Source organism: Hymenobacter psychrophilus (genome assembly GCF_900107135.1).
GTDB lineage: Bacteria > Bacteroidota > Bacteroidia > Cytophagales > Hymenobacteraceae > Hymenobacter > Hymenobacter psychrophilus.
This window is the reverse complement of sequence record NZ_FNOV01000009.1, coordinates 115,290-137,704: the sequence shown is the minus strand read 5'-3', so window position 1 is coordinate 137,704 and position 22,415 is coordinate 115,290. Positions and strand designations below refer to the sequence as shown.

Here is a 22,415-nt window from a genome sequence, read left to right as displayed (position 1 = left end):
CGGCAGGCTCCTTTTTTTGCGTTCAGGCCAGATCGGGCCGGGTTTCGCATATTTGCCCACTCATTGCTTCCGGCGCCCGCATGTCTGTTTTCACGACCTACCTCCAGCTCGGCTTTTTCCACATCTTCAGCCTGCAGGCCTACGACCACCTGGTGTTTCTGCTGGCCCTGTGCGCGCCCTATGTGCTGCGCGACTGGCGGCGAGTGGTGCTGCTGGTTACGAGCTTCACGCTGGGCCACTCGCTCACGCTAGCCCTGGCTACGCTCGACTTGGTGAACTACTCGCCCCGGCTGATTGAAACGCTGATTCCGATAACCATCGCCCTTACCAGCCTGCTGAACCTGATGCAAGCCGGCCGCGCTACGTTGCGCCGCCCCGAGCCCGCCGCCCCCGCCGGCCAGCCGCTGGTGCTGGCGCTGCCCAATCTGCTGGCCGTCGGCTTCGGCCTGATTCATGGCCTCGGCTTTTCGAGCTACCTGCGCGAGCTGCTGGGCCCGCAGCGCCGGCCGGTGGTGGAGTTGTTCAGTTTCAATGTGGGCGTCGAGTTGGGCCAACTGCTGATTGTGGGGCTGATTCTGGCCCTGGGCTACGGCCTGATCCGGGGGCTGGGCGTAGCCCGCCGCGACTGGCTGCTGGTAACCAGCGGCGCGGCCCTGGGCATTTCACTGGTGCTGCTGCTGGGCTGAGTGGTTGGTGGTTAGTGGTTAGTGAAGGAACGTCATTCTGAGCATGTGGCGCATGGAGCCAGGGTCCGGAGGCGCAGTTGAAGAATCTCTACCGTTGCGGTAATCCCAACGCCTGCCTAGAAGCGGCAGAGATACCCCGGCAGGCTCGGCCTAACGTGCTATTTTTAGAAGTCCCTGCAACTATTGAGAATATGTTGCCCCTTTCCGACGCAAAAAACGCCTAACTTTCTCCCTCAAACCCCCACCTGCTTTTTATGCTGAAAACTACGCTACTGGCCGCCGGGCTGGCAGTGCTGCTGGCCCTGCCCTCGGCCGCGCAGAACACCAACTCCGGGACCGATAAATTCGCCCAGCTCGAAACGCTGCTGCCCACGCCCAACAGCTACCGCACAGCCTCGGGCGCGCCCGGCAACGACTACTGGCAGCAGCGCGCCGACTACAACATCCGCGTGCGGCTCGACGACGAGAAGCAGGCCATCAGCGGCGACGAGGACATCACCTACACCAACCTCTCGCCCGATGTGCTCACCTACCTGTGGGTGCAGCTCGACCAGAATATCCTCGATAAGAACTCCATCACGACGGCTACCCAGGTGGGCGAAATCCAGGCTCGGATGCCTTTCCAGGCGATGGACTACCTGCAGCGCGACGGATTCGACGGCGGTTTCAAGATTGGCGAGGTGAAGCTGAAAGGCGGCAAGGCGCTGCCCTACGTCATCAACCACACTATGATGCGGATTGATTTGCCCACGCCCCTGCGGCCTAAGCAAGCCGTTACGTTCAGCATCAGCTGGCGCTACAACATCAACGACCAGCTCAAAATCAATCAGCGCAGCGGCTACGAGTTCTTCCCCGACGACAAGAACTACCTCTACGAAATTGCGCAGTTCTACCCTCGCATGGCGGTGTACTCCGACAACCAGGGCTGGCAGCACAAGCAGTTTCTGGGCAACGGCGAGTTTGCCCTGCCCTTCGGTGATTACCGGGTGAGTATTACTGCCCCCGCCGACCACGTGGTGGGCGCTACCGGCGTGCTCCAGAACCCCAACGACGTGCTCAGCAGCGCCCAGCGCCAGCGCCTGCAGCAGGCCCAGGGCGCCAAAAGCCCGGTTTTGATTGTGTCGCCGCAGGAAGCGGAAAAGGCCGAGCAGACCCGCGCCAAGGGCACCAAAACCTGGACCTACGCCGCCAAAAACGTTCGTGACTTCGCCTGGGCTTCGTCGCGCAAGTTTATCTGGGATGCCATGGGCATCAAGCAAGGCGGCAAGGACGTGCTGTGCATGAGCTACTACCCCAAGGAGGGCAACCCGCTCTGGGGCAAGTATTCGACCGAGGTAATTGCGCACACTATCAAGGTGTACTCGCGCTATACAATCCCCTACGAGTATCCGGTGGCCATTTCGGTGCACGGGCCGGTAGGTGGTATGGAGTACCCGATGCTGAGCTTTAATGGCGGCCGGCCCGAGAAGGACGGCACCTACTCGGCCGACCGTAAATACGGAATGATTTCGGTGATTATCCACGAAGTGGGCCACAACTTCTTCCCGATGATTGTGAACTCGGATGAGCGGCAGTGGACCTGGATGGACGAAGGCCTGAACTCGTTTGTGCAATACCTGACGGAGCAGGAGTGGGAGCGGGACTATCCCTCGCGCCGCGGCGATGCGGCCCAGATTGTGCCCTATATGCGCACCGATAAAAGCCTGCAGACCCCGATCATGACCAACTCGGAGTCGGTGCTACAGTTTGGCAACAACGCCTACGGCAAGCCTGCCATCGGCCTCAACATCCTGCGCGAGACCATTATGGGCCGCGAGCTGTTCGACTACGCCTTTAAGGAGTACGCCCGCCGCTGGGCCTACAAACACCCCACGCCCGCCGACTTCTTCCGCACGATGGAAGACGCTTCGGCCGTGGATCTCGACTGGTTCTGGCGCGGCTGGTTTTACACCACCGAGCATACCGACCTGGCCATTGCCGGCGTGAAGCAGTACAACGTCAACTCGCAGAACCCCACCGTGGAAAAGGGTCTGCAGCGCGAACAGAAGGACAAAGCGCCCCGCACCATCTCGCAGCAGCGCAACCAGACGGCCATTGCCCGCACGCTGGTCGATGACAAGCCCCAGCTCAACGACTTCTACAACAGCTACGACCCGCTGGCCACCACGCCCGCCGACCAGCAGCGCTACCAGCAGCTGCTGAAAACCCTGAGCCCCGAGCAGCAGCAGCGCCTGGGCAGCGGCCTGAACGTGTACGAAGTGAGCCTCAAAAACCTGGGCGGCCTCACAATGCCCGTTATCATGGAGATGACCTACGCCGACGGCCAGAAGGAAATCCAGACCATTCCGGCCGAAATCTGGCGCAAGAACAACGCCGAGGTTAGCAAGGTATTCGTGACCGAGAAGCCGGTGGCCAGCTTCGTAATCGACCCCTACCAGCAAACCGCCGACACCGACCTGAGCAACAACGCCTGGCCCCAGCAGGCCGCGCCTTCGCGCTTCGAGCTGTACGAGTTCCAGCAGCGCGCCGCCCCGAACCCCATGCAGCAGCAGTCGGCCCTGCAACAAAAGGAGCAGAAGCCGCTGACCACGCCGGTTTCGACGGGCGGTTCGAACTAAAGAACTGGTGTTTCTGACTTGAGTCAGAAGGCTGAAAATGCGAACGGAAAGAGCCGGGCTATCTTTAGTCCGGCTCTTTCCGTTTAGCAACTATTCCTTTTCCCCGAACCCAACCCGTTTTCTCATGAGACTTCTCGATGGCCTGCTGGGCAATGCTTCCGAAACCGACACCAACGCCATTCAGTTAGAACTGGCACAACTGCTGGCCCCCGGCGAGGAGGTGCGCAAATCCTACGTCGTTATCCGCGACCTTATGGTATTCACCACCAAGCGGCTGCTGCTGATTGATAAGCAGGGTGTAACGGGCAAAAAGCGCGAGTACATGAGCATCCCTTACCGTAGCATCGAGCGGTACAGCACCGAAACCACCGGCCACTTCGACCTCGACGCGGAGCTAAAAATATGGGTGCGCGGTATGGCCGAGCCTATCAGCAAAACCTTCCGCGACAACACCCTTATCTCCGACGTGGGCCAGACGCTAAGCGAGTATGCTCTCTAAAGGCGAGATGGTGAAATGGTGAGTTTACGTTCCGACGGCACAAGCGGCCCTGATTGCACCACTTGCGCAGATAGCACGTAAACTCACCAGTTCACTATCTCACCGCTTATGGCTTTGTTTTCTTCGGCCCACATGCTGGCCCAGGCCCGGCAGCACCCGCTGCTGCCGGTTTTCTACCACGCCTCCGAGGAGTACGCCCGCACGGTGCTGGCGGCCGGCTACGCGGCCGGAGTGCGGCTGTTCGAGTTTACTAACCGTGGAGAGGAAGCGCCCACCATTTTCGGCCGGCTCCAGCGCTTCGTGGAGGCCGAATACCCCGATCTGCTGCTGGGCGCCGGCACCATCTACACGCCCGAAGAAGCGGGCCGCTTCATTGAGGCCGGCGCCGACTTCATCATCCAGCCCATCACCAGCCCCGAGGTGGCCGCCATCTGCCGCAGCCACGACCTGGCCTGGCTGCCCGGCGCCCAGACCCTGAACGAGGTGTACGCGGCCCACCGCCTCGGTGCCACGCTGGTCAAGCTTTACCCCTCGGCCTACCTCACGCCCGCCTACCTGGCCATTTTGCGCGGCCCATTGCCCCACGTACCCCTCATGGCCACCGGCGGCATTCAGCCAACGGTAGCAACGATGGCCGAGTGGCAGGCGGCCGGCGCCACCTGCGTGGGCCTTGATGCCCGGTTGCTCGATACCACCGAGCCGGCCCGGCTCACGGCGCAGTTCGCTGAGTTGCTGGCGGCGTTGCGGCCAACGCAGTAGCATAGCTTTCTTTATGGCAGAGGCCGCTATCCAACTGGATAGCGGCCTCTGCCATAAAGAAAAAGCAGGTTATTATCCGCCCACTACCGGGGCCTCGGGGGCCGATACGGGCGGGATGTAAGCAGAAGTGGCGGCCTTTTTTTCGGCGGCTTCAACAACGGAGCGTTCCGCGAAATCGTGGCGCTTGAAGGGGCGGATGATCAGGCGCAGCGCCTTGTCGGAGCTGAAGTAGCTGATGGCCCAGCTGATGAGCGTAACAGCCTTGTTGCGGAAGCCCACCAGCGTCATCAAATGCACAAACAGCCAGGTCAGCCAGCCCAGAAAGCCGCCAAAATGCAGGTCGCCGGGCAAATCGACTACGGCCCGGTTGCGACCCACGATGGCCATGCTGCCTTTGTTGGTGTACTTGAAGGGCTGCAGGGCCTCCCCCTGGAGTAGCCGCCCGAGGTTGGCGGCCAGCTGCTCGGCCTGCTGAATGGCCACCGGCGCCAGCATGGGGTAGCCGCGGGGCATTTCGTCGGTTACCATGTTGGCCACGTCGCCGATGGCGTACACGTTGCGCAGGCCCAGCACCCGGTTTTGGGTGTCGACGCCCACGCGCTTGTTGCGGGCCACAGCGTTTTCGGGCAGTCCGTCGAGGGCGGCCCCGTTCACGCCGGCCGCCCAAATAAGGTTCTGGGTGCGAATGAACTCGGTATCGGAGTAATAGATGCGGCCGTTCTCATAGCGCTGGGCGTGGGTGTTGAGGCGCAGGTGAATGCCCATCTCCTCGAGGTAGTGCTTGGCCTGCACCTGCGACTCCTTGCTCATCGGCCCCAGCACCTCGGCCCCCGCCTCAATCAGGTAAATTTCCATCTGCTTGAGGTCGAGCTCGGGGTAGTCCTTGGGCAGCACGTCCTTGCGCATCTCGGCCAGCGAGCCGCAGATTTCGACGCCCGTCGGGCCACCGCCTACCACTACCACGTTCATCAGGGCCTGACGCTGGGCCGGGTCTTCGGTCAGGATGGCCTTCTCGAAGTTCTGAAACAGGTAGCTACGCAGGTTCAGGGCGTTGGGCACGCTCTTGATTTGCATGGCATTCTGCTCGATGCTATCAAGCCCAAAGAAGTTGGTGAGCGAGCCGGTAGCCAGTACCAGGTGGTCGTAGTGGATTTCGCCGATGTTGGTTTCCAGCACGTTGCGGGCCGGATCTACCCGCTCCACATCGGCCATGCGAAAGAAAAAATTGTGCTGGCCGGCAAAAATTTTCCGAATCGGGTAGGCAATGCTGTCGGCCTCGAGGGCTCCGGTAGCCACCTGATAAAGCAGGGGCTGGAAGTTGTGGTAGTTGTTCCGGTCGATAACAACCACCTGCACCGGCAGCTTCGCCAGATCTTTGGCCAGCCGAAGCCCGGCAAAGCCGCACCCGATAACAACGATGCGGGGCTGGGAGGTTTGCGGCAGATTGGTATCCATAAACAGGAAAATGCGTGGGGGTCAAACACTTGCTTTACCCGGAAACGGCTGGCAGGGTTGTAGTTGGTGAGATGGAAAAAAAGAACGTCATTCTGAGCGCAGCGCAGTGAAGTCGAAGAATCTCGCGTGCCAAAGCAATTTCCGACGACAGGTATTACCATTGCACGCGAGATTCTTCGACTCCGCTGCGCTGCGCTCAGAATGACGTTTTGTTTACTTTCTCCCCACTCAATACCCCCTAGTAATCCACGCCCTCTTTCTTCTTGAACTCGCCGTCTTTAACCTGCTTGATGAGCTGCAGCCAACTGAAAGGGTTGAGCAGCGGGTTGTTGGTGGCCGGCGTGGCGCCGAAGCCCATGCGGCGCTGCTGGTCCTGCTGCTGGGCCTGCATGGTTTGGCGGTAGTTGCCCATGCTGGTAACGGGCAGCGTGTTGAACATGCGGCGCATGGTCTGCTCGTTGAGCTTTTCGGCAGCCGAGCGGTCGTTTTCCGAGGGCGTCTTCATGGCCAGAAATGCCTGCTTGAAGGCCCGTTCGGTGGCGTAGGGAAAAATGCGGACTTCGGGCAGAATGGTGGCATCTTCCTGCAGCTGCACAATCACCGAGTAGCTCAGGCGCGGGTAGGTTTCGGGCACGATGACGTACTGGTTGCGGTAGCCCAGGCTGCGAATCACGATGCTGTCGCCGGCCAGTACGGGCAACGAGAAGTAGCCGTACTCGTTGCTGGACGTGCCGCGGCCCGCTTTGGGCACGAAGATGGCCGCGCCGGGCACACCCAGCAGCGAGTCGCCGGAGGCCACGATGCCGGTGAACTGCACCACCGGCCGCTGGCCCTGGGCCTGCGCCGCACCGGGCCGCAACAGGCCCAGGGTGAGCAGCAGCGCAGTTAGCAGAAAAGAAACTCGAACCGAAATCACAACGGGCAGATAAGTCATTAGGAATACCAAAGATACGGCACTTTCGGGGGCTGCTGGCGGGTTTGGCTTAAATTCGGGCCGGCGCCGGGGTTCGGTCGCCGCCCTTGTCTCCCGCTTTCGTCTAAAGATGCGCCTCAAACACTTTACCGTTGCATTCGGCCAGCAAGTATTCCGGGCGCTGGCCGATGAAAGCCGGGTGCGCATCCTGCATTTGCTGTGGCGCAACCAGGAAATGTGCATTTCCGACCTGGAACAGGTGCTCGATTTCTCCCAGACCAAAACCTCGCGCCAGCTGGCCCACCTGCGCAGCGCCGGCCTCGTCAGCTTCCGCCGCCTCGATAACTGGGTGTTCTACTTCATCAAAGACGAAGCCCAGGATTTATTGCGCCAGCTGCTCGGTTACATGGAGCGCGACGCCCAGCTGACGCAGGACCAGAAAATCTACCAGACCCTGTGGTCGAACCGCGAGCTGGCCGCGTACAAGCTCCAAAACCGCCGCTGGCAAGGCCAGTGAGGAGACCTGAGAGGTGAGATGGATGATTTTGTTCATCATATCATATCACGAAGTCTCACTTCTCAGATCAGATATCTTCTATCTCAATGCGTAGCATTCCGTGAAATCAGTTGACAAGGCGGCCCGGCTGTTCGTGTGCGTGGCTCAGAAGGACGAAATTGGCCGCGACGTGGCCAAGGCCCTCAAGCAGGAGTTGAAAAACCAGGGTCTGAAGACCCGGCTGCTGGACGGCGAGAGGTGCAAGGTGCGGGTGCAGACCTGCAACTGCCTGGATTTGTGTAAGCAGTGCAAAAAGGGCTCCGGCGCGGCCGTTATCGTGTATCCTGAAGGCGTAAGCTACGGCAACGTGCGCCCTCGAGATGCGGCCGAAATCGTGCACGAACATCTGGGCGAAGGCCGGGTTGTAAAGCGGTTACAGCTTGATTAATTGCTCGTTATAACTCCGGCCGCCGCAGCGCCTCTTTATCAACCTACCTCTCGCCTAATTGCCCCCAAAGTGAAATACCGCCACCTTTTCTTCGACCTCGACCACACGCTTTGGGACTTTGAAACCAACGCCGACCAGACGTTGCGCCACCTCTACGAGCAGCACGAGTTGAGCCGCTACGGCACGTTCACGGTCGAAGAATTTATCCGAGTGTATTCAGATATCAACCATGGGCTTTGGCGGCTGTACCAGAACGGCAAAATCGGGCAGCAGCAGCTGCGGGCCACCCGTTTTCCGCGCACGTTTAGCAGGCTGGGCCTTACGGAGGCCGATTCGCCGGCCGATATGTCGGAGCAGTTCACTGATATTCTGCCCCTGAAATCGGCCGTATTTCCGCACACCCACGAGGTGCTCGACTACCTGCAGGGCAAGGGCTACGTGCTGCACCTGATTACCAACGGCTTCCGCGATGTGCAGCACGTAAAGCTGCAGTCTTCCAACCTGACCGATTATTTCCGGGAAGTTATTACCTCCGAGTGTTGCGGCCACCTCAAGCCCGACACCCGCATTTTCGAGCATGCGCTGGAACGCAGCGGCGCCACGGCCGCCGAGAGCCTGATGGTGGGCGACAACCTGGAGTGCGACGTGCTGGGGGCCTACAACGCTGGCCTCGACCAGGTGTATTTCAACCCCGACAAGCGCCGCCACTTCAACCAGATAACCTACGAAATCAGCTGCCTGAGCGAGCTGAAGGGCATTCTATAGGGGCTTGAAGTATGCCCGCCGGGGCCCGAACAGGCAATCAGCTACCTTTGCCGGATGATTCGACTGATTGGATTTTCGGGCCGCCGGGGCAGCGGCAAAGACACCATCGCCCGGTTGCTTCAGCAGTTACAGCCGGAACGCAGGTGGCACATTCGCTCGGTGGGCGAGCCGATTAAGGCCGTCTGTGCGGCCCTGGCCGGTGAAGGCACGGCCCCCTACTTCTCGCAGCAGGGCAAGGCCGAACTGCTACCCACTTTCGGGCGCACCCGGGGCGAAATGCTCCAGCAGGTGGGCTTGGCGCTGCGCCACTGGGAGCCCGCCATCTGGGTGCAGGCGTTCTTCTCCCAGCTTCCCACCAACCAGCACACGCTCATTCCCGACGTGCGCTTCCCCAACGAAGCCGACCTCACCCGCAGCCGGGGCGGCCTGATGCTGCGCGTGGAAGGCGACCCGCTGAATCAGCGCGGCGACGGCACCCGCGACGACGCCCACCCCAGCGAAACCGCCCTCGACGACTACCCCCACTTCGACGCCGTGCTGCACAACACCGGCTCGCTGCCCGACCTAGAACGGCAGGTACGGGAGCTGCTGACCCAGCTGTAACACTCAACTCCGTTTCGCGACGAGCGAAGCGAGTATCCGGCACCGGGCCGTTTGGAGTCCCAGGGCTAAAGCCCTGGGCTACGGAGCGCACCTGCCGAACCGCTGACTAGCCCAGGGCTTTAGCCCTGGGTCGTTGGGCCGGTAACCGCGGCCCCACCGGCGCGTAAAACGAAGCTTCACGTTTTACCTTCCCCCTGATTATGTGCGGACGCTACAGCCTTATTGCCCCACCCGGCCTCATAAAAGAACGTTTCGGAGCCGAACTGGCCGACGACTTCGCCCCGACTTACAACGCCGCGCCCTCCCAGCACCTGCCCGTCATCACCAATGCCGCGCCCAACCAGGTGCGGCTGATGCAGTGGGGGCTGGTGCCGGCCTGGGTGAAGGACCGCACCAGCGGCCCCCAGCCCATCAATGCCCGGGCCGAGACGCTGGCCGAAAAGCCCTCGTTCCGGCAGCTACTCCAGCGCCGCCGCTGCCTGGTGCTGGCCGACAGCTTCTATGAATGGCAGCAGAAAGAAGCCCACGGCCTGCCGCCCAAAACGCCCCACCGCATCCTGCTCACGTCCGGGCAGCCCTACGCCTTCGCTGGCCTCTGGGACGAGTGGCTCGACCGCGCCACCGGCGAAATATTGCCCACCTTCACCATCATCACGACCGAGCCCAACGCTTTGATGGCGCCCCTACACCACCGCATGCCCGTACTACTGGAAGGGCCGGAAGCCGAGCAGGCCTGGCTGAGCGACGCCGTACCGGCCGCCGACCATCAGGCCCTGCTCCGCCCCTATCCCACTGAACTGATGCGCGAGTACGTTATCAGCAAGCTGGTGAACTCACCCGCCCACAACGAGCCAGCCGTGCTGGAGCCAGCGTAGGTTGAGTTGTCAGTTGTCAGTAAGAGAACGTCATGCAGAGCGGAGCGGAGCATCTCGCGTGCTGACGTTGGATTACTATTACAACGTCAGCACGCGAGATGCTTCGCTCCGCTCTGCATGACGTCCTTGGTTTGCCCCTAACCACGAAGCCTTACCTTTGTCGTCTATCCTCCCAGCCACCCAAAAAACCATCCACTCTATGGCCAACGCCTTTTTCAACGTCCCGCTGCCGATTAATGAGCCCGTGAAGGGCTACGCGCCCGATTCGCCCGAGCGGATTGAGTTGCTCAAGACCCTCAAGGAGCTCAAGCAGCAGGAGCGCGATATTCCGATGCATATTGGCGGCCAGGAGGTGCGGACGGGCAATACCGTCCGCATGAGCCCGCCCCACGACCATAAGCACACGCTGGGCCATTTCCACAGAGGCGACGCCAGCCACGTGCAACAGGCTATTGACGCTGCCCTGGACGCTCGCACCGAGTGGGCCGAGCTGCCATGGGAGCAGCGGGCCGCCATTTTCTTGAAAGCTGCCGATTTGCTGGCCGGCCCCTACCGGGCCCGTCTCAACGCGGCCACCATGCTGGGCCAGAGCAAGAATGCTTTTCAGGCTGAAATCGACGCGGCTTGCGAGTTTATTGACTTCCTGCGCTTCAACGTGCACTACATGAGCGAGCTGTACAAGCAGCAGCCCGCCTCGTCGCCCGGCATGTGGAACCGCCTGGAGCATCGCCCTTTAGAAGGCTTCATCTTCGCTCTTACACCCTTCAACTTCACGGCCATTGCCGGCAACCTGCCCACTTCGGCGGCCATGCTCGGCAACGTCACGGTCTGGAAGCCCGCCGACACCCAGATCTACTCGGCCCAGGTGCTGATGGAGCTGTTCAAGGAAGCCGGCGTACCCGATGGCGTGATTAACCTAGTGTATGTGGACGGTCCGACGGCCGGCAACGTAATTTTCCAGCACCCCGACTTCGCAGGCATCCACTTCACGGGCTCGACCGGCGTATTCCAGCACATCTGGAAGACGATTGGCGAGAACATCAGCAAGTACAAAACCTACCCGCGCATTGTGGGCGAAACCGGCGGCAAGGACTTCATCGTGGCCCACAAGTCGGCGCACGCCAAGGCCGTGGCCGTGGGTATTTCGCGTGGTGCGTTTGAGTACCAGGGCCAGAAGTGCTCGGCCGCCTCGCGGGTGTACCTGCCTTCGAACCTAGCCGATGAGATTCTGGGCTACGTGAAGGAAGACCTCGCCACCTTCAAAATGGGCGATGTGGAGGACCTCTCCAACTTCATCAACGCCGTTATCGACGAGAAGTCGTTCGATAAGCTGGCCAAGTACCTCGACGCCGCCAAGGCCGACAGCAGCGTGGAAATCATCGCCGGCGGCGGCTACGACAAGAGCAAGGGCTACTTCATCGAGCCCACCGTCATCGTCACCAAGGACCCTAAGTACGTAACCATGTGCGAGGAGCTGTTCGGGCCCGTCGTGACGGTGTATGTGTACGAGGCCGACAGGTTCGAGGAAACCTTAGAGGTAGTCGACCAGACTTCGCCTTACGCCCTCACCGGCGCCGTGTTCTCCCAGGACCGCTACGCCATCGACCTGGCCACGCGCAAGCTGGTGCAGGCCGCCGGCAACTTCTACATCAACGACAAGCCCACCGGGGCCGTGGTGGGCCAGCAGCCCTTCGGCGGCGCCCGCGCCTCCGGCACCAACGACAAGGCCGGCTCCATCCTCAACCTGCTCCGCTGGGTGTCGCCGCGCACCATCAAGGAAACCTTCGTGCCCGTAGTGGACTACCGCTACCCCTTCCTAGGCGCTGCTCCGGCCGAGGATTTGAACCGCGACAAGGGTATCTAGCACGAGGCGTTGCTTTTTGCATGAACTAAAAACGGCCACCTTGAATAGGGTGGCCGTTTTTAGTTCATGCCAGCGCTATCATTCGTTGCCAGAGGTATGCCTAGCTTGGCATAAATACCAGCCATCGGCAGACCTGTCCGCTTTCATCTTTGTTCCCAACTGCGAAGGGCCTACCTTTGCCTCCCATGCCGTCGAAAACGGCCTTTTACCCGTTGCTGCCATGCTGCTCGCCGTTCCCGTTCAATACCAGCCCCAGGATTTTCTGCCCATCATCGTCCAGTTCGTGCTGGCCATTGCCTTCGTAGCCTTCGCCATGACGGTTTCGCACTTGGTGGGGCCGCGCCGCAAGAGCGTGGTGAAGGACGAAGCCTTCGAGTGCGGCATCGAGTCGGTGGGCAACGCCCGCACCCCGATTTCGGTGAAATACTTCCTCACGGCCATTCTGTTTGTGCTTTTCGACGTCGAGGTTATTTTCATGTACCCCTGGGCCGTGAACTTCCGCGCCCTAGGCACGACAGGTTTCCTGCAGATGCTGGTGTTCCTGACGCTGCTGATGGCCGGCTTCGTGTACGTTATTAAAAAGGGCGTTCTGGACTGGAACGAAAGCCGTTAAGCCAAACTTTTGCCCGCCGGCTCCTGTTGGCATTAGGTGGATTTACGCCACTTTTTCTTCCCTGACTTTCTGCTCTTATGGATACCCGAGTTCCTGAAATCAAGATGGCCGAGGCGCCCGACGGCCTCGAAGGTGCGGGATTCTTCGCCACTTCGATGGAAAAAGTTGTGGGCATGGCCCGCGCCAACTCACTCTGGCCACTGCCCTTCGCCACCTCCTGCTGCGGCATCGAGTTCATGGCTACTATGGGTTCGCGTTACGACATTTCGCGCTTCGGTTCCGAGCGTCCCAGCTTCTCGCCCCGGCAGGCCGACCTGCTAATGGTGATGGGCACCATCGCTAAGAAGATGGCCCCCATCGTCAAGCAGGTATACGAGCAAATGGCCGAGCCCCGCTGGGTGCTGGCCATGGGCGCATGCGCCTCCTCGGGCGGCATTTTCGACACCTACTCCGTACTCCAAGGCATCGACCGCATCATCCCTGTCGACGTGTACGTACCTGGCTGCCCGCCCCGCCCCGAGCAGGTAATCGACGGGCTGATGCGCATCCAGGATCTGGCCCGCAACGAATCTATCCGCCGTCGCAACTCGCCCGAATACCAAGCCCTGCTGACGTCGTACAATATTAAGTAAGCTATTAGCTGTTGGTTATTAGCTGTTGGCTTCCGTTGGGAGCATCAGCGAAAAAGCTAACAGCTAATAGCCAACAGCTAATAGCTTAAAAAATGGCTGACCAGAACGAATCTACCCCGGCTCAGGAACAGGCCGCTGCCCAAGACCCGGCCGCGCAACAGAACGCGCAACTGCTGGCGCTGCTGCACCGCTTGTTCGGCGAGGCCGCCTTTACTGACGTGGAGGAGTCGTATGGCATACTGACTGCGACCACGACCCGGGAGCAGATTCACGGCATCATTGCGGGCCTGCAGCAGGACGAGGAGTTGCAGCTCAACTTCCTGACCACCATGTGTGGCATCCATTGGCCCGAGCAGGAAGGCCGCGAGTTGGGCATGGTGTATCACCTGCACAGCCTCACGCGCAACATCCGGCTACGGCTGAAAATCTTCTTCCCCATCGCCGACCCGGTGGCCCCTACCCTGACGGACCTGTACTCGGCCGCCAACTGGATGGAGCGCGAGGCCTTCGATTTCTACGGCATCATCTTCCCCGGCCACCCCAACCTCATGCGCATCCTCAACGTGGAGGACATGGACTACCACCCGATGCGCAAGGAATACGCCCTCGAAGACGGCACCCGCGAAGACAAAACCGACCTGTTCTTTGGTCGATAAGTGTTTAGTGCCTAGTGCTTGGTTGATAGTGCATCGAAGAAAGCATCATTCAACTTTGTAACCTGAACAGCCTAAGCTCTACGCACTACTAACTAAGCACTACTAGCAACATGGCAGTAAACGACACGCTGGAAGGCACCCATAAGATAATCGAGTCGGCGCGGGAGCAGCAGCCACACCTGAACCCGCTGGCCCCAACCGTCAACGACTTCAACCAGGAGCTGACGACCCTTAACCTGGGTCCGACGCACCCGGCCACGCACGGCATTTTCCAGAACATCCTGCAAATGGATGGGGAGCGGATTATTTCCGGCGTGCCCACCATCGGCTATATCCACCGGGCCTTCGAGAAGATTGCCGAACGCCGGCCCTTCTACCAGATTACCACCCTGACGGACCGGATGAACTACTGTTCGTCGCCCATCAACAACTTTGGGTGGCATATGACGGTGGAGAAGCTGCTGGGCGTGGAAGTCCCCAAGCGCGCCCAGTACATCCGGGTGATCCTGATGGAGCTGGCCCGCATTACCGACCACCTCATCTGCAACGGCATTCTGGGGGTGGATACGGGTGCTTTCACCGGCTTCCTCTACCTGATGGATGAGCGGGAGAAGGTGTACGAGATTTACGAGGAAGTAAGCGGCGCCCGCCTCACCACCAACATGGGCCGCGTGGGTGGCATGGAGCGCGACTTCTCCGATATTGCCATTGCCAAACTGCGCGCCTGGCTCAAGACCTTCCCGGGCGTGATGCGCGAGTTCGAGGCGATGTTCAACCGCAACCGCATCTTCATGGACCGGATTGTGGATGTGGGCGCCATTTCGGCCGAACGCGCCCTCAACTACGGCTTCACCGGCCCCAACCTGCGCGCCGCCGGCGTCGATTACGACGTGCGGGTGATGAACCCCTACTCCAGCTACCAGGATTTCGATTTCGAAATTCCGGTGGGCACCAAGGGCGATACCTACGACCGGTTCATGGTGCGCAACGAGGAAATCTGGCAGAGCCTGCGCATCATCGAGCAGGCGCTGGAAAACCTGCCCGTTGGCCCCTACCACGCCGATGCGCCCCACTTCTACCTGCCGCCCAAGCAGGCCGTGTACCAGAACATGGAGGCCCTCATCTATCACTTCAAGATTGTGATGGGCGAGATTGATGCCCCCGTGGGCGAGGTCTACCACTCGGTGGAAGGTGGCAACGGCGAGCTGGGCTTCTACCTCGTGTCCGATGGCGGCCGCACGCCCTACCGCCTGCACTTCCGCCGGCCCTGCTTCATCTACTACCAGGCCTACACCGAAATGGTAGTGGGCCAGACCCTCTCCGACGCCATCGTGACGCTGAGCTCGATGAACGTTATTGCCGGGGAGCTCGACGCGTAGTTTTTTGCTGAATTGACCTATATGGAATCGACTGCCGTTAAGCCGCAATTTTCCGAAGCCGCCAAGGCCGAGATTGAGCGCATCTGTAAGCAATACCCCGAGGACCGCCGCAAGTCGGCCATGCTGCCGGTGCTGCACATTGCCCAGGCCGAATTTGGCGGCTGGGTGAGCCCCGAAGTGCAGGACTTGGTGGCCGACGTGCTCGGTATCAAGCCGATTGAGGTGTACGAGGTGTCGTCGTTCTACACGATGTTCAACCTCAAGCCCGTAGGCAAGCATGTACTGGAAATCTGCCGCACCGGGCCCTGCATGCTGCGCGGCTCCGAGGAGCTGACAGCCCAGCTGGAGCGCATCACGGGCGCCAAAGTGGGCGGCCCGGCTTCCGAAGACGGTCTGTTTACGCTCAAGGAAGTGGAGTGTCTGGCCGCCTGCGGCTTCGCCCCCATCGTGCAGGTGCGCGAGCAGTACTACGAGCAGCTCGACACCCCCGAAGCTGTGGACGCCATGCTTGCCGAGTTGCGTAACCAAGTGCATCGCCCTGCTTTGCCTTGGGAAGAAACCGGCCTGTCCAACGCGCTGGCCAACAACTAACGCCTTTTCGCACTGAAATTATGGGACGCAAACTGCTTACCGAACATATCAACGTTGAGGGCATCGAGAAGCTCGATGTGTACCGCAAGCACGGCGGCTACCGCTCGGTGGAGAAGGCCCTCAAAACCATGACCCCCGATGAGGTGGTGGAGGAAGTCAAGAAGTCGGGCCTGCGGGGCCGCGGCGGCGCGGGCTTCCCTACGGGTCTCAAGTGGAGCTTCCTGGCCAAGCCCGAGGGCGTGCCGCGCTACCTCGTCTGCAACGCCGACGAATCGGAGCCGGGCACCTTCAAGGACCGGGAGTTGATGTCGAAACTGCCCCACCTGCTGATTGAGGGGATGATTACGGGTTCGTACGCGCTGGGCGCGAACACCTCGTACATCTACATCCGTGGCGAGTTGCTGTACGTGCTGCGCATCCTCGAAAAAGCAATTGCTGAAGCATACGCAGCTGGTTTCTTGGGCAAGAACATCCTGGGCTCGGGTTACGACCTCGACCTGTATGTGCATCCGGGCGGCGGCGCGTACATCTGCGGCGAAGAAACGGCGTTGCTCGAAAGTCTGGAAGGCAAACGGGGCAACCCGCGCAACAAGCCCCCTTTCCCGGCTGTGCAGGGCCTGTATGCCCGTCCTACCGTAGTCAACAATGTGGAATCCATTGCCGCCGTGCCGGTGATTGTGAACGAGGGCGGCGACGAGTATGCCAAAATCGGCGTGGGAAAGAGCACCGGCACCAAGCTATTCTCGGCCTGCGGCCACCTCAACAAGCCCGGCATCTACGAAATCGAACTGGGCCTGCCCGTCGAGGAGTTCATCTACTCCGACGAGTACTGCGGCGGCATCTGGAAAGGGCGCGACCTGAAGGCCGTAGTGGCCGGCGGCTCCTCGGTGCCGATTCTGCCCAAAGAGCTCATCCTCAAAACTGCCGCTGGCGAAGACCGCCTGATGACCTACGAGTCGCTCAGCGACGGTGGCTTCGTAACGGGCACAATGCTCGGCTCGGGTGGCTTTATTGCTATGGACGAGACGACCAACATCGTGCGCAATACCTGGAGCTTTAGCCGCTTCTATCACCACGAAAGCTGCGGGCAATGCTCGCCGTGTCGTGAGGGAACCGGCTGGCTCGAAAAGGTGCTGCACCGCCTCGTACATGGCCACGGCCAGATGCACGACATCGACCTGCTGGTAAGCGTAGCCAAGCAGATTGAGGGCAACACCATCTGCCCGCTCGGCGAAGCCGCCGCTTGGCCGGTAGCCGCTGCCGTGCGCCACTTCCGCGACGAGTTCGAATGGCACGTAACGCACCCACAGGAAGCCACCAAGCCCGGCGCGATTTTTCCGGGTAAGCTGGTAACCGCCTAGGTTCAAATTGTCATGCTGAGCTTGCCGAAGCATCTCTACCGCTTCGTTGCAATGCTATTTGATTACCCCCGGTAGAGATGCTTCGGCAAGCTCAGCATGACGTCTTTGTCGTGCCGAGCAGTCGGAATCCAATGCTTCAACCCCAATGGCTAAAATAACCTTCGACGGCATCGAGATAGAAGTTCCGGACGGAACGACTATTATGAATGCAGCCCGCCAGATTGGCGGGGCCATTGTGCCCCCGGCCATGTGCTACTACACGCCCCTGAAAGGCTCGGGTGGCAAGTGCCGCGCCTGCCTGGTAAAGGTGGCGGCCGGCTCGGCCAAGGACCCGCGCCCGATGCCCAAGCTGGTGGCCTCGTGCATTACGCCGGTACAGGATGGCATGGTGGTAGAAAACACCATCAACGACAGTGTGCTCGACGTGCGCAAAGGCATTGTGGAGATGCTGCTCATCAACCACCCGCTCGACTGCCCTGTGTGTGACCAGGCCGGCGAGTGCGACCTGCAGAACTTCGCCTTCGAGCACGGCCTGAGCACGACCCGCTACGAAGAGGAGCGCCGCACGTTCGAGAAAATCGACATCGGCCCGCTGATTCAGCTGCACATGACGCGCTGCATCCTGTGCTACCGTTGCGTATACACCGCCGACCAGATTGCCAAGGGCGACCGGATTCACGGTGTGCTCGGTCGCGGCGATGCTGCCGAAATCGGCACATACATCGAGAACATCATCGACAACGACTTTTCGGGCAACGTGATTGACGTGTGCCCGGTGGGTGCGCTGACCGACAAAACGTTCCGCTTCAAGCAGCGCGTGTGGTTTACGAAGCCCGTAAACGCCCACCGCGACTGCCCGAAATGTTCGGGCAACGTGGTGCTCTGGTACAAAGGCAACGACGTGCTGCGCACCACCGCCCGCAAGGACCAGTACGGCGAGGTGAAGGAGTGGATTTGCAACGAGTGCCGCTTCGAAAAAAAGGAAACCAGCGACTGGACTATCGAAGGACCGTCCCACATCGACCGTTCTTCCGTAATTTCGGCCAACCACTACGAACTGCCCGTGCTCAACCAGTCGGTTATTGCCGATCTGCCCGCCAGCACCCAGCGCGAACTGGAAATGAATCCGCCTTTGAAACTTGGATAGTGCTTAGGATGCGTATTTGTTGGTGATTAGGCTATTCTAAACATCGACAAATAAGCATCCTAAGCACTAACAACTAAGCACTATGCTCTAATGATTGAACTCCCCGCACTCGGCTGGCAATCCATTGTCATCTTCGTCGTTTTCGCGCTTTCGCTTCTGATTGCGACCTATTGCACCTACGCCGAGCGCGTAATTGCGGCCTTTTTGCAGGACCGCGTGGGTCCCGACCGGGCCGGGCCCTATGGCCTGCTCCAGCCGCTGGCCGATGCCGTGAAGATGTTCACGAAGGAAGAATTCTTCCCCGGTGGCGCCAACAAGGTGCTGTTTGTGGTAGGCCCCTGCCTGGCCATGATTACGGCCCTGATGTCGTCGGCGGTGATTCCGTTTGGCAACACCATGAGCTTCGGCAACAACCTGTTTTTCCTGCAAGGAATTGAGGTGAACATCGGCATGCTCTGGATTTTCGGCGTGGTGTCGCTGGGCGTGTACGGCGTAATGATTGGTGGCTGGGCTTCCAACAACAAGTTCTCCCTGCTCGGCGCCGTCCGGGCCGCTTCGCAGAACATCAGCTACGAGTTGGCCATGGGCATGTCGCTGATTGCGGTACTCATGATTTCGGGCACGCTGAGCTTGCGCGAAATCACGCTGCAGCAGTCGGTAGCCGGCGAGTGGCAGGTTTGGAACATTGTGAAGCAGCCATTGGGCTTCATCATTTTTCTGGTCTGTGCCTTCGCTGAAACCAACCGCACGCCCTTCGATTTGCCTGAGTGCGAAACCGAACTGGTGGGCGGCTACCACACCGAGTACTCATCGATGAAACTGGGCCTGTACCTGTTCTCGGAGTACGTAAACATCTTCGTCGTGTCGGCCGTGATGAGCGTGCTGTATTTCGGTGGCTTCAATTTCCCTTTTCAGTACGAACTGCGCGACTGGTTCATCAACAGCCAAGGCTGGGAACTGGCTTCGGCCCAGAACCTGATTACGCTACTGGGCACGGTGGGCCTGTTTCTGAAGATTTTCGCCTTTATCTTCTTCTTCATGTGGATTCGCTGGACCCTGCCGCGCTTCCGCTACGACCAGCTCATGCGCCTGGGCTGGACCATCCTCATTCCGCTGGCCGTATTCAACATCGTGCTCACCGGCGCCCTCATCCTATTTGGGGTGATTTAGGTAACTTCAACAATTAACGCTCATGCTGAGCCTGCCGAAGCATCTCTACCGTGCTAGTATCTAATTACTTTGGTGGTAGAGATGCCTCGGCAGGCTTAGCATGACAAGCGACAGTTTTCGTAACTGATATTATGCAACTCACCAACCGAGCCAAGGTATTAGAAAAGAAGCCCATGACGCTGGCCGAGCGGGCTTACCTGCCGGCCATCTTCCAGGGTCTGAGCATCACGATGCGCCACTTCTTCATGAAGAAGGCCACCGTGCGCTACCCTGAGGAGGTGCGTCCGTTCTCGGGCTTCTTCCGGGGCCTGCATGTGCTCAAGCGCGACGAACAGGGCCGGGAACGGTGCACCGCCTGCGGCCTGTGCGCCGTGGCCTGCCCTGCCGAAGCCATTACGATGGTGGCCGGCGAGCGGAAAAAGGGCGAAGAAGGACTCTACCGCGAGGAGAAGTACGCCATCAGCTACGAAATCAATATGCTGCGGTGCATCTTCTGCGGCCTTTGCGAAGAAGCCTGCCCCAAAGCGGCCATCTACCTGCAGCCCGACAAAATGGCCCCGCCACGCTACGAGCGCGACGAGTTTGTGTACGGCAAAGACCGTCTGGTGGAATCCGTATCGCCCGATGAGCGGAGCGTTAAAGGCATTCAGCTCACTTCGGAGCAGGCCGATAAACTTCGTAGTCGAATTGTACAGGCCTAAAACCATCTGTCATCCTTCACTCCGCTTAGGATGACAAATCTTCTTCCCTTATGCATCCTCTCTTCCTCTTCCTGTCGTTCGTGGCGCTACTGAGCGCACTGGGCGTGGTATTCGCCAAGAACCCGGTGCACAGCGTGCTGTTCCTAATTCTAACCTTCTTCACGCTCTCGGGCCATTACCTGCTGCTAAATGCGCAGTTTCTGGCGGCCGTGAACATCATTGTGTATGCGGGTGCTATTATGGTGCTGTTTCTGTTCGTGATTATGTTCTTGAACCTGAACGTGGACACCGAGCCGCACAAGCCGGCAATGGCTAAAATTGCCGCGGCCGTGGCCGGTGGCTCGTTGCTGCTCATTCTGGTGGCTGCCCTCAAAGACATAGTGCCCACCGGCGTTGCGGCCGGCACGCCCTTCAACTCCCAAATCGGCATGGTCGACCAACTCGGCCTCAAGCTGTACACCGACTTCCTGCTGCCCTTCGAATTGGCTTCGGTGCTGTTCCTGATAGCCATGGTAGGTGCCGTAATGCTGGGTAAGCGCGAAGCCGGCGAACGGAACTTCTAAGCCATTTGGATGAATCTGGAAGAAACCAAGCGCGGCGGCTGATATATCAGCCGCCGCGCTTTTTATGTTCTACTGGCTTCCACACTCAACCTACCAGACGAGTAATCCAGCAGACTCTTACCAATCGGCAATAACCCTGATGTGCTTTCGTCTTGCCATCGATTCAACTCTGCATCACCCCTCTTAGCGCTGGTAGCCGCGTTTGAGCGAATAATAAGCACAGTAGTGGATGTCAGAAAGTAGGTTTGGTTATTCTCTCATCAGACATCCTCTTCCATGCGGTTCGGCTTAGGTACTGGTTTAGTCGTCTTCATTACCCTATGGTTTCCACTGGCTGCGCAGGCCCAGCGGAAACTGCTTCCCGTACCCGCTCCCTACGTACGAGCCAACCCAGGAACTAAGACCCTACGGTTGCAAAATGGCCGGTGGTTTGATGGCCGCCAGTTTCGGGCCCGGACCTTTTATGTAGTAGCGGGGTTGTTGCAGCAGCACCGGCCGGCACACATCGACTCGGTGGTGGATTTGGCCGGGCAGTGGGTAGTACCGGCCTTTGGCGACGCCCACAACCATGCGGTAGACCAGCAGTGGAAGGCGTCGGAAAGCATTACACAGTACCTGACCGACGGGATTTTCTACCTCAAAAACCCCAACAACATCCCGCGATACACGGCTCCGCTAGCTCCGCTCCTTAACCGGCCAGGCAGCCTGGACGTGACCTACTCCGGAGGAGGAATCACGGCTAGCGGAGGTCACCCAATTCCTCTCTATGAGGCTTTGGTGGCCCGGGGTGTGTACCAGATTCCACCTGATCAACTCAATGGGCAGGCCTATCATACACTCGATTCGCTGGCCCAATGGCCAGCCGTGTGGCGCAGGGTGGCAGCCGGCCAGCCCGATTTCGTGAAGCTCTACCTGCTGTTCTCGGATCGGTATGGCCAGCCCCACGACACGACCAAAGCAACTTCGGCGGGGCTTAATCCGCGGCTACTGCCCGAACTAGTGGGCCGCATCCACGCCCAGGGCCTGCCGGTGGCCGTGCATTTGGAAACCGCTGCCGACTTTGCCGTAGCACTGCAAGCCGGCGTAGACGAAATAAACCATATGCCGGGCTACTACTGGGATAAGCACCTGCGCGCCGCCGATTACTGCCTCACGCCGGCGTTGGCCCAACAATGCGCCCGCCAAGGTACCCGTGTGGTAACTACCACTTTTCTAACACACGAGCAGTACGCTACTGGCCAGGATACGCTCCAGCGGCAACTAATTCAGCAATTACAGCGGGAGAACCTTAGCTGTCTGTATCGGGCGGGCGTCCAGCTGTCTCTAGGCTCCGATACGTATGGCCAGACTGCCCGCGCTGAAATGCTGAACCTGCTGCGGCTGCGCGTCTTCGATAATGCTACGCTGCTTCGGCTGTGGGCAGAAAATACGCCGCAGGCTGTATTCCCCGGCCGCCGGATCGGGCGGTTGCGCCAAGGATACGAAGCCAATCTGCTGGTGCTGGGTCAAAACCCCCTTACTAACGACTTTGCCACCGCCACGGCGGACATCCGACTGCGCATCAAACAAGGCCAGATACTTCGTTTGCCTTCCCCACCCCCGCAAAAGCTGTAAGTTGAAC

23 protein-coding genes are annotated in these 22,415 nt (G+C 59.7%); 21 read left to right on the top strand and 2 right to left on the bottom strand.

The window, feature by feature from the left end:
• The first annotated feature begins 80 nt into the window (after positions 1 to 80).
• The 4 genes from BLW21_RS14545 to BLW21_RS14530 all read left to right on the top strand — a co-directional run bounded on the left by BLW21_RS14545 (position 81) and on the right by BLW21_RS14530 (position 4,562).
• Positions 81 to 686: a HupE/UreJ family protein gene (locus BLW21_RS14545; protein WP_092741302.1), complete on the top strand. Its 606-nt coding sequence runs from the start codon at positions 81 to 83 to the stop codon at positions 684 to 686.
• Positions 687 to 940: 254 nt separating this feature from the next.
• On the top strand, positions 941 to 3,304 hold the full coding sequence (locus BLW21_RS14540) for a M1 family metallopeptidase (RefSeq protein WP_092741300.1): 2,364 nt from the start codon (positions 941 to 943) through the stop codon (positions 3,302 to 3,304).
• Between the two features lie 124 nt (positions 3,305 to 3,428).
• On the top strand, positions 3,429 to 3,803 hold the full coding sequence (locus BLW21_RS14535; protein WP_092741298.1) for a PH domain-containing protein: 375 nt from the start codon (positions 3,429 to 3,431) through the stop codon (positions 3,801 to 3,803).
• Between the two features lie 108 nt (positions 3,804 to 3,911).
• Positions 3,912 to 4,562 carry a beta/alpha barrel domain-containing protein gene (locus BLW21_RS14530; RefSeq protein WP_245711905.1) on the top strand — a complete coding sequence of 217 codons (651 nt, stop codon included), beginning with the start codon at positions 3,912 to 3,914 and terminating at the stop codon, positions 4,560 to 4,562.
• Positions 4,563 to 4,634: 72 nt separating this feature from the next.
• On the opposite strand, the gene BLW21_RS14525 is transcribed toward BLW21_RS14530, so the two are convergent.
• Positions 4,635 to 6,017 carry an NAD(P)/FAD-dependent oxidoreductase gene (locus BLW21_RS14525; RefSeq protein WP_092741294.1) on the bottom strand — a complete coding sequence of 461 codons (1,383 nt, stop codon included), beginning with the start codon at positions 6,015 to 6,017 and terminating at the stop codon, positions 4,635 to 4,637.
• A gap of 238 nt (positions 6,018 to 6,255) precedes the next feature.
• Positions 6,256 to 6,933 (bottom strand): carboxypeptidase-like regulatory domain-containing protein, encoded by a 678-nt coding sequence (locus tag BLW21_RS14520; RefSeq protein WP_139255224.1) that lies wholly within the window; start codon positions 6,931 to 6,933, stop codon positions 6,256 to 6,258.
• A 127-nt stretch (positions 6,934 to 7,060) separates the two neighbouring features.
• Between BLW21_RS14520 and BLW21_RS14515 the strand changes: the two genes are divergently transcribed.
• The 17 genes from BLW21_RS14515 to BLW21_RS21215 all read left to right on the top strand — a co-directional run bounded on the left by BLW21_RS14515 (position 7,061) and on the right by BLW21_RS21215 (position 22,408).
• Positions 7,061 to 7,447 (top strand): ArsR/SmtB family transcription factor, encoded by a 387-nt coding sequence (locus BLW21_RS14515; RefSeq protein ID WP_092741290.1) that lies wholly within the window; start codon positions 7,061 to 7,063, stop codon positions 7,445 to 7,447.
• A gap of 100 nt (positions 7,448 to 7,547) precedes the next feature.
• Positions 7,548 to 7,874, top strand: coding sequence for a (2Fe-2S) ferredoxin domain-containing protein (locus BLW21_RS14510; protein WP_092741288.1), 327 nt, complete (start codon positions 7,548 to 7,550; stop codon positions 7,872 to 7,874).
• Positions 7,875 to 7,943: 69 nt separating this feature from the next.
• Entirely contained in the window at positions 7,944 to 8,639 is a 696-nt protein-coding gene (locus BLW21_RS14505) for a YjjG family noncanonical pyrimidine nucleotidase (RefSeq protein WP_092741286.1), read from the top strand.
• A 54-nt stretch (positions 8,640 to 8,693) separates the two neighbouring features.
• A complete protein-coding gene (locus tag BLW21_RS14500) occupies positions 8,694 to 9,242 on the top strand; it encodes a hypothetical protein (protein ID WP_092741284.1) in 549 nt (182 codons plus the stop codon).
• Between the two features lie 200 nt (positions 9,243 to 9,442).
• Complete coding sequence (locus BLW21_RS14495) at positions 9,443 to 10,117, top strand: SOS response-associated peptidase (RefSeq protein ID WP_092741282.1); 675 nt, start codon at positions 9,443 to 9,445, stop codon at positions 10,115 to 10,117.
• Positions 10,118 to 10,316: 199 nt separating this feature from the next.
• Positions 10,317 to 11,981 (top strand): L-glutamate gamma-semialdehyde dehydrogenase, encoded by a 1,665-nt coding sequence (gene pruA / locus BLW21_RS14490; protein WP_092741280.1) that lies wholly within the window; start codon positions 10,317 to 10,319, stop codon positions 11,979 to 11,981.
• A 220-nt stretch (positions 11,982 to 12,201) separates the two neighbouring features.
• The gene (locus tag BLW21_RS14485) at positions 12,202 to 12,594 is read left to right on the top strand and encodes an NADH-quinone oxidoreductase subunit A (RefSeq protein ID WP_092741278.1); all 393 of its coding nucleotides are present in this window, start codon (positions 12,202 to 12,204) and stop codon (positions 12,592 to 12,594) included.
• A 77-nt stretch (positions 12,595 to 12,671) separates the two neighbouring features.
• A complete protein-coding gene (locus BLW21_RS14480) occupies positions 12,672 to 13,226 on the top strand; it encodes an NADH-quinone oxidoreductase subunit B (RefSeq protein ID WP_092741276.1) in 555 nt (184 codons plus the stop codon).
• A 92-nt stretch (positions 13,227 to 13,318) separates the two neighbouring features.
• On the top strand, positions 13,319 to 13,882 hold the full coding sequence (locus tag BLW21_RS14475) for an NADH-quinone oxidoreductase subunit C (RefSeq protein WP_092741274.1): 564 nt from the start codon (positions 13,319 to 13,321) through the stop codon (positions 13,880 to 13,882).
• Positions 13,883 to 13,992: 110 nt separating this feature from the next.
• On the top strand, positions 13,993 to 15,261 hold the full coding sequence (locus BLW21_RS14470) for an NADH-quinone oxidoreductase subunit D (RefSeq protein WP_092741272.1): 1,269 nt from the start codon (positions 13,993 to 13,995) through the stop codon (positions 15,259 to 15,261).
• Between the two features lie 21 nt (positions 15,262 to 15,282).
• Complete coding sequence (locus BLW21_RS14465; protein ID WP_092741270.1) at positions 15,283 to 15,852, top strand: NADH-quinone oxidoreductase subunit NuoE family protein; 570 nt, start codon at positions 15,283 to 15,285, stop codon at positions 15,850 to 15,852.
• 20 nt (positions 15,853 to 15,872) lie between these two features.
• A complete protein-coding gene (gene nuoF, locus BLW21_RS14460; protein ID WP_092741268.1) occupies positions 15,873 to 17,213 on the top strand; it encodes an NADH-quinone oxidoreductase subunit NuoF in 1,341 nt (446 codons plus the stop codon).
• A gap of 145 nt (positions 17,214 to 17,358) precedes the next feature.
• Positions 17,359 to 18,360: an NADH-quinone oxidoreductase subunit G gene (locus BLW21_RS14455; protein WP_092741266.1), complete on the top strand. Its 1,002-nt coding sequence runs from the start codon at positions 17,359 to 17,361 to the stop codon at positions 18,358 to 18,360.
• 90 nt (positions 18,361 to 18,450) lie between these two features.
• Positions 18,451 to 19,530, top strand: coding sequence for an NADH-quinone oxidoreductase subunit NuoH (gene nuoH / locus BLW21_RS14450; RefSeq protein ID WP_092741264.1), 1,080 nt, complete (start codon positions 18,451 to 18,453; stop codon positions 19,528 to 19,530).
• 131 nt (positions 19,531 to 19,661) lie between these two features.
• On the top strand, positions 19,662 to 20,231 hold the full coding sequence (locus BLW21_RS14445; protein ID WP_092741262.1) for a NuoI/complex I 23 kDa subunit family protein: 570 nt from the start codon (positions 19,662 to 19,664) through the stop codon (positions 20,229 to 20,231).
• Positions 20,232 to 20,281: 50 nt separating this feature from the next.
• Positions 20,282 to 20,794 carry an NADH-quinone oxidoreductase subunit J family protein gene (locus BLW21_RS14440; protein WP_092741260.1) on the top strand — a complete coding sequence of 171 codons (513 nt, stop codon included), beginning with the start codon at positions 20,282 to 20,284 and terminating at the stop codon, positions 20,792 to 20,794.
• Positions 20,795 to 21,205: 411 nt separating this feature from the next.
• Positions 21,206 to 22,408: an amidohydrolase family protein gene (locus BLW21_RS21215; RefSeq protein ID WP_175470982.1), complete on the top strand. Its 1,203-nt coding sequence runs from the start codon at positions 21,206 to 21,208 to the stop codon at positions 22,406 to 22,408.
• The last annotated feature ends 7 nt before the right edge of the window (positions 22,409 to 22,415 follow it).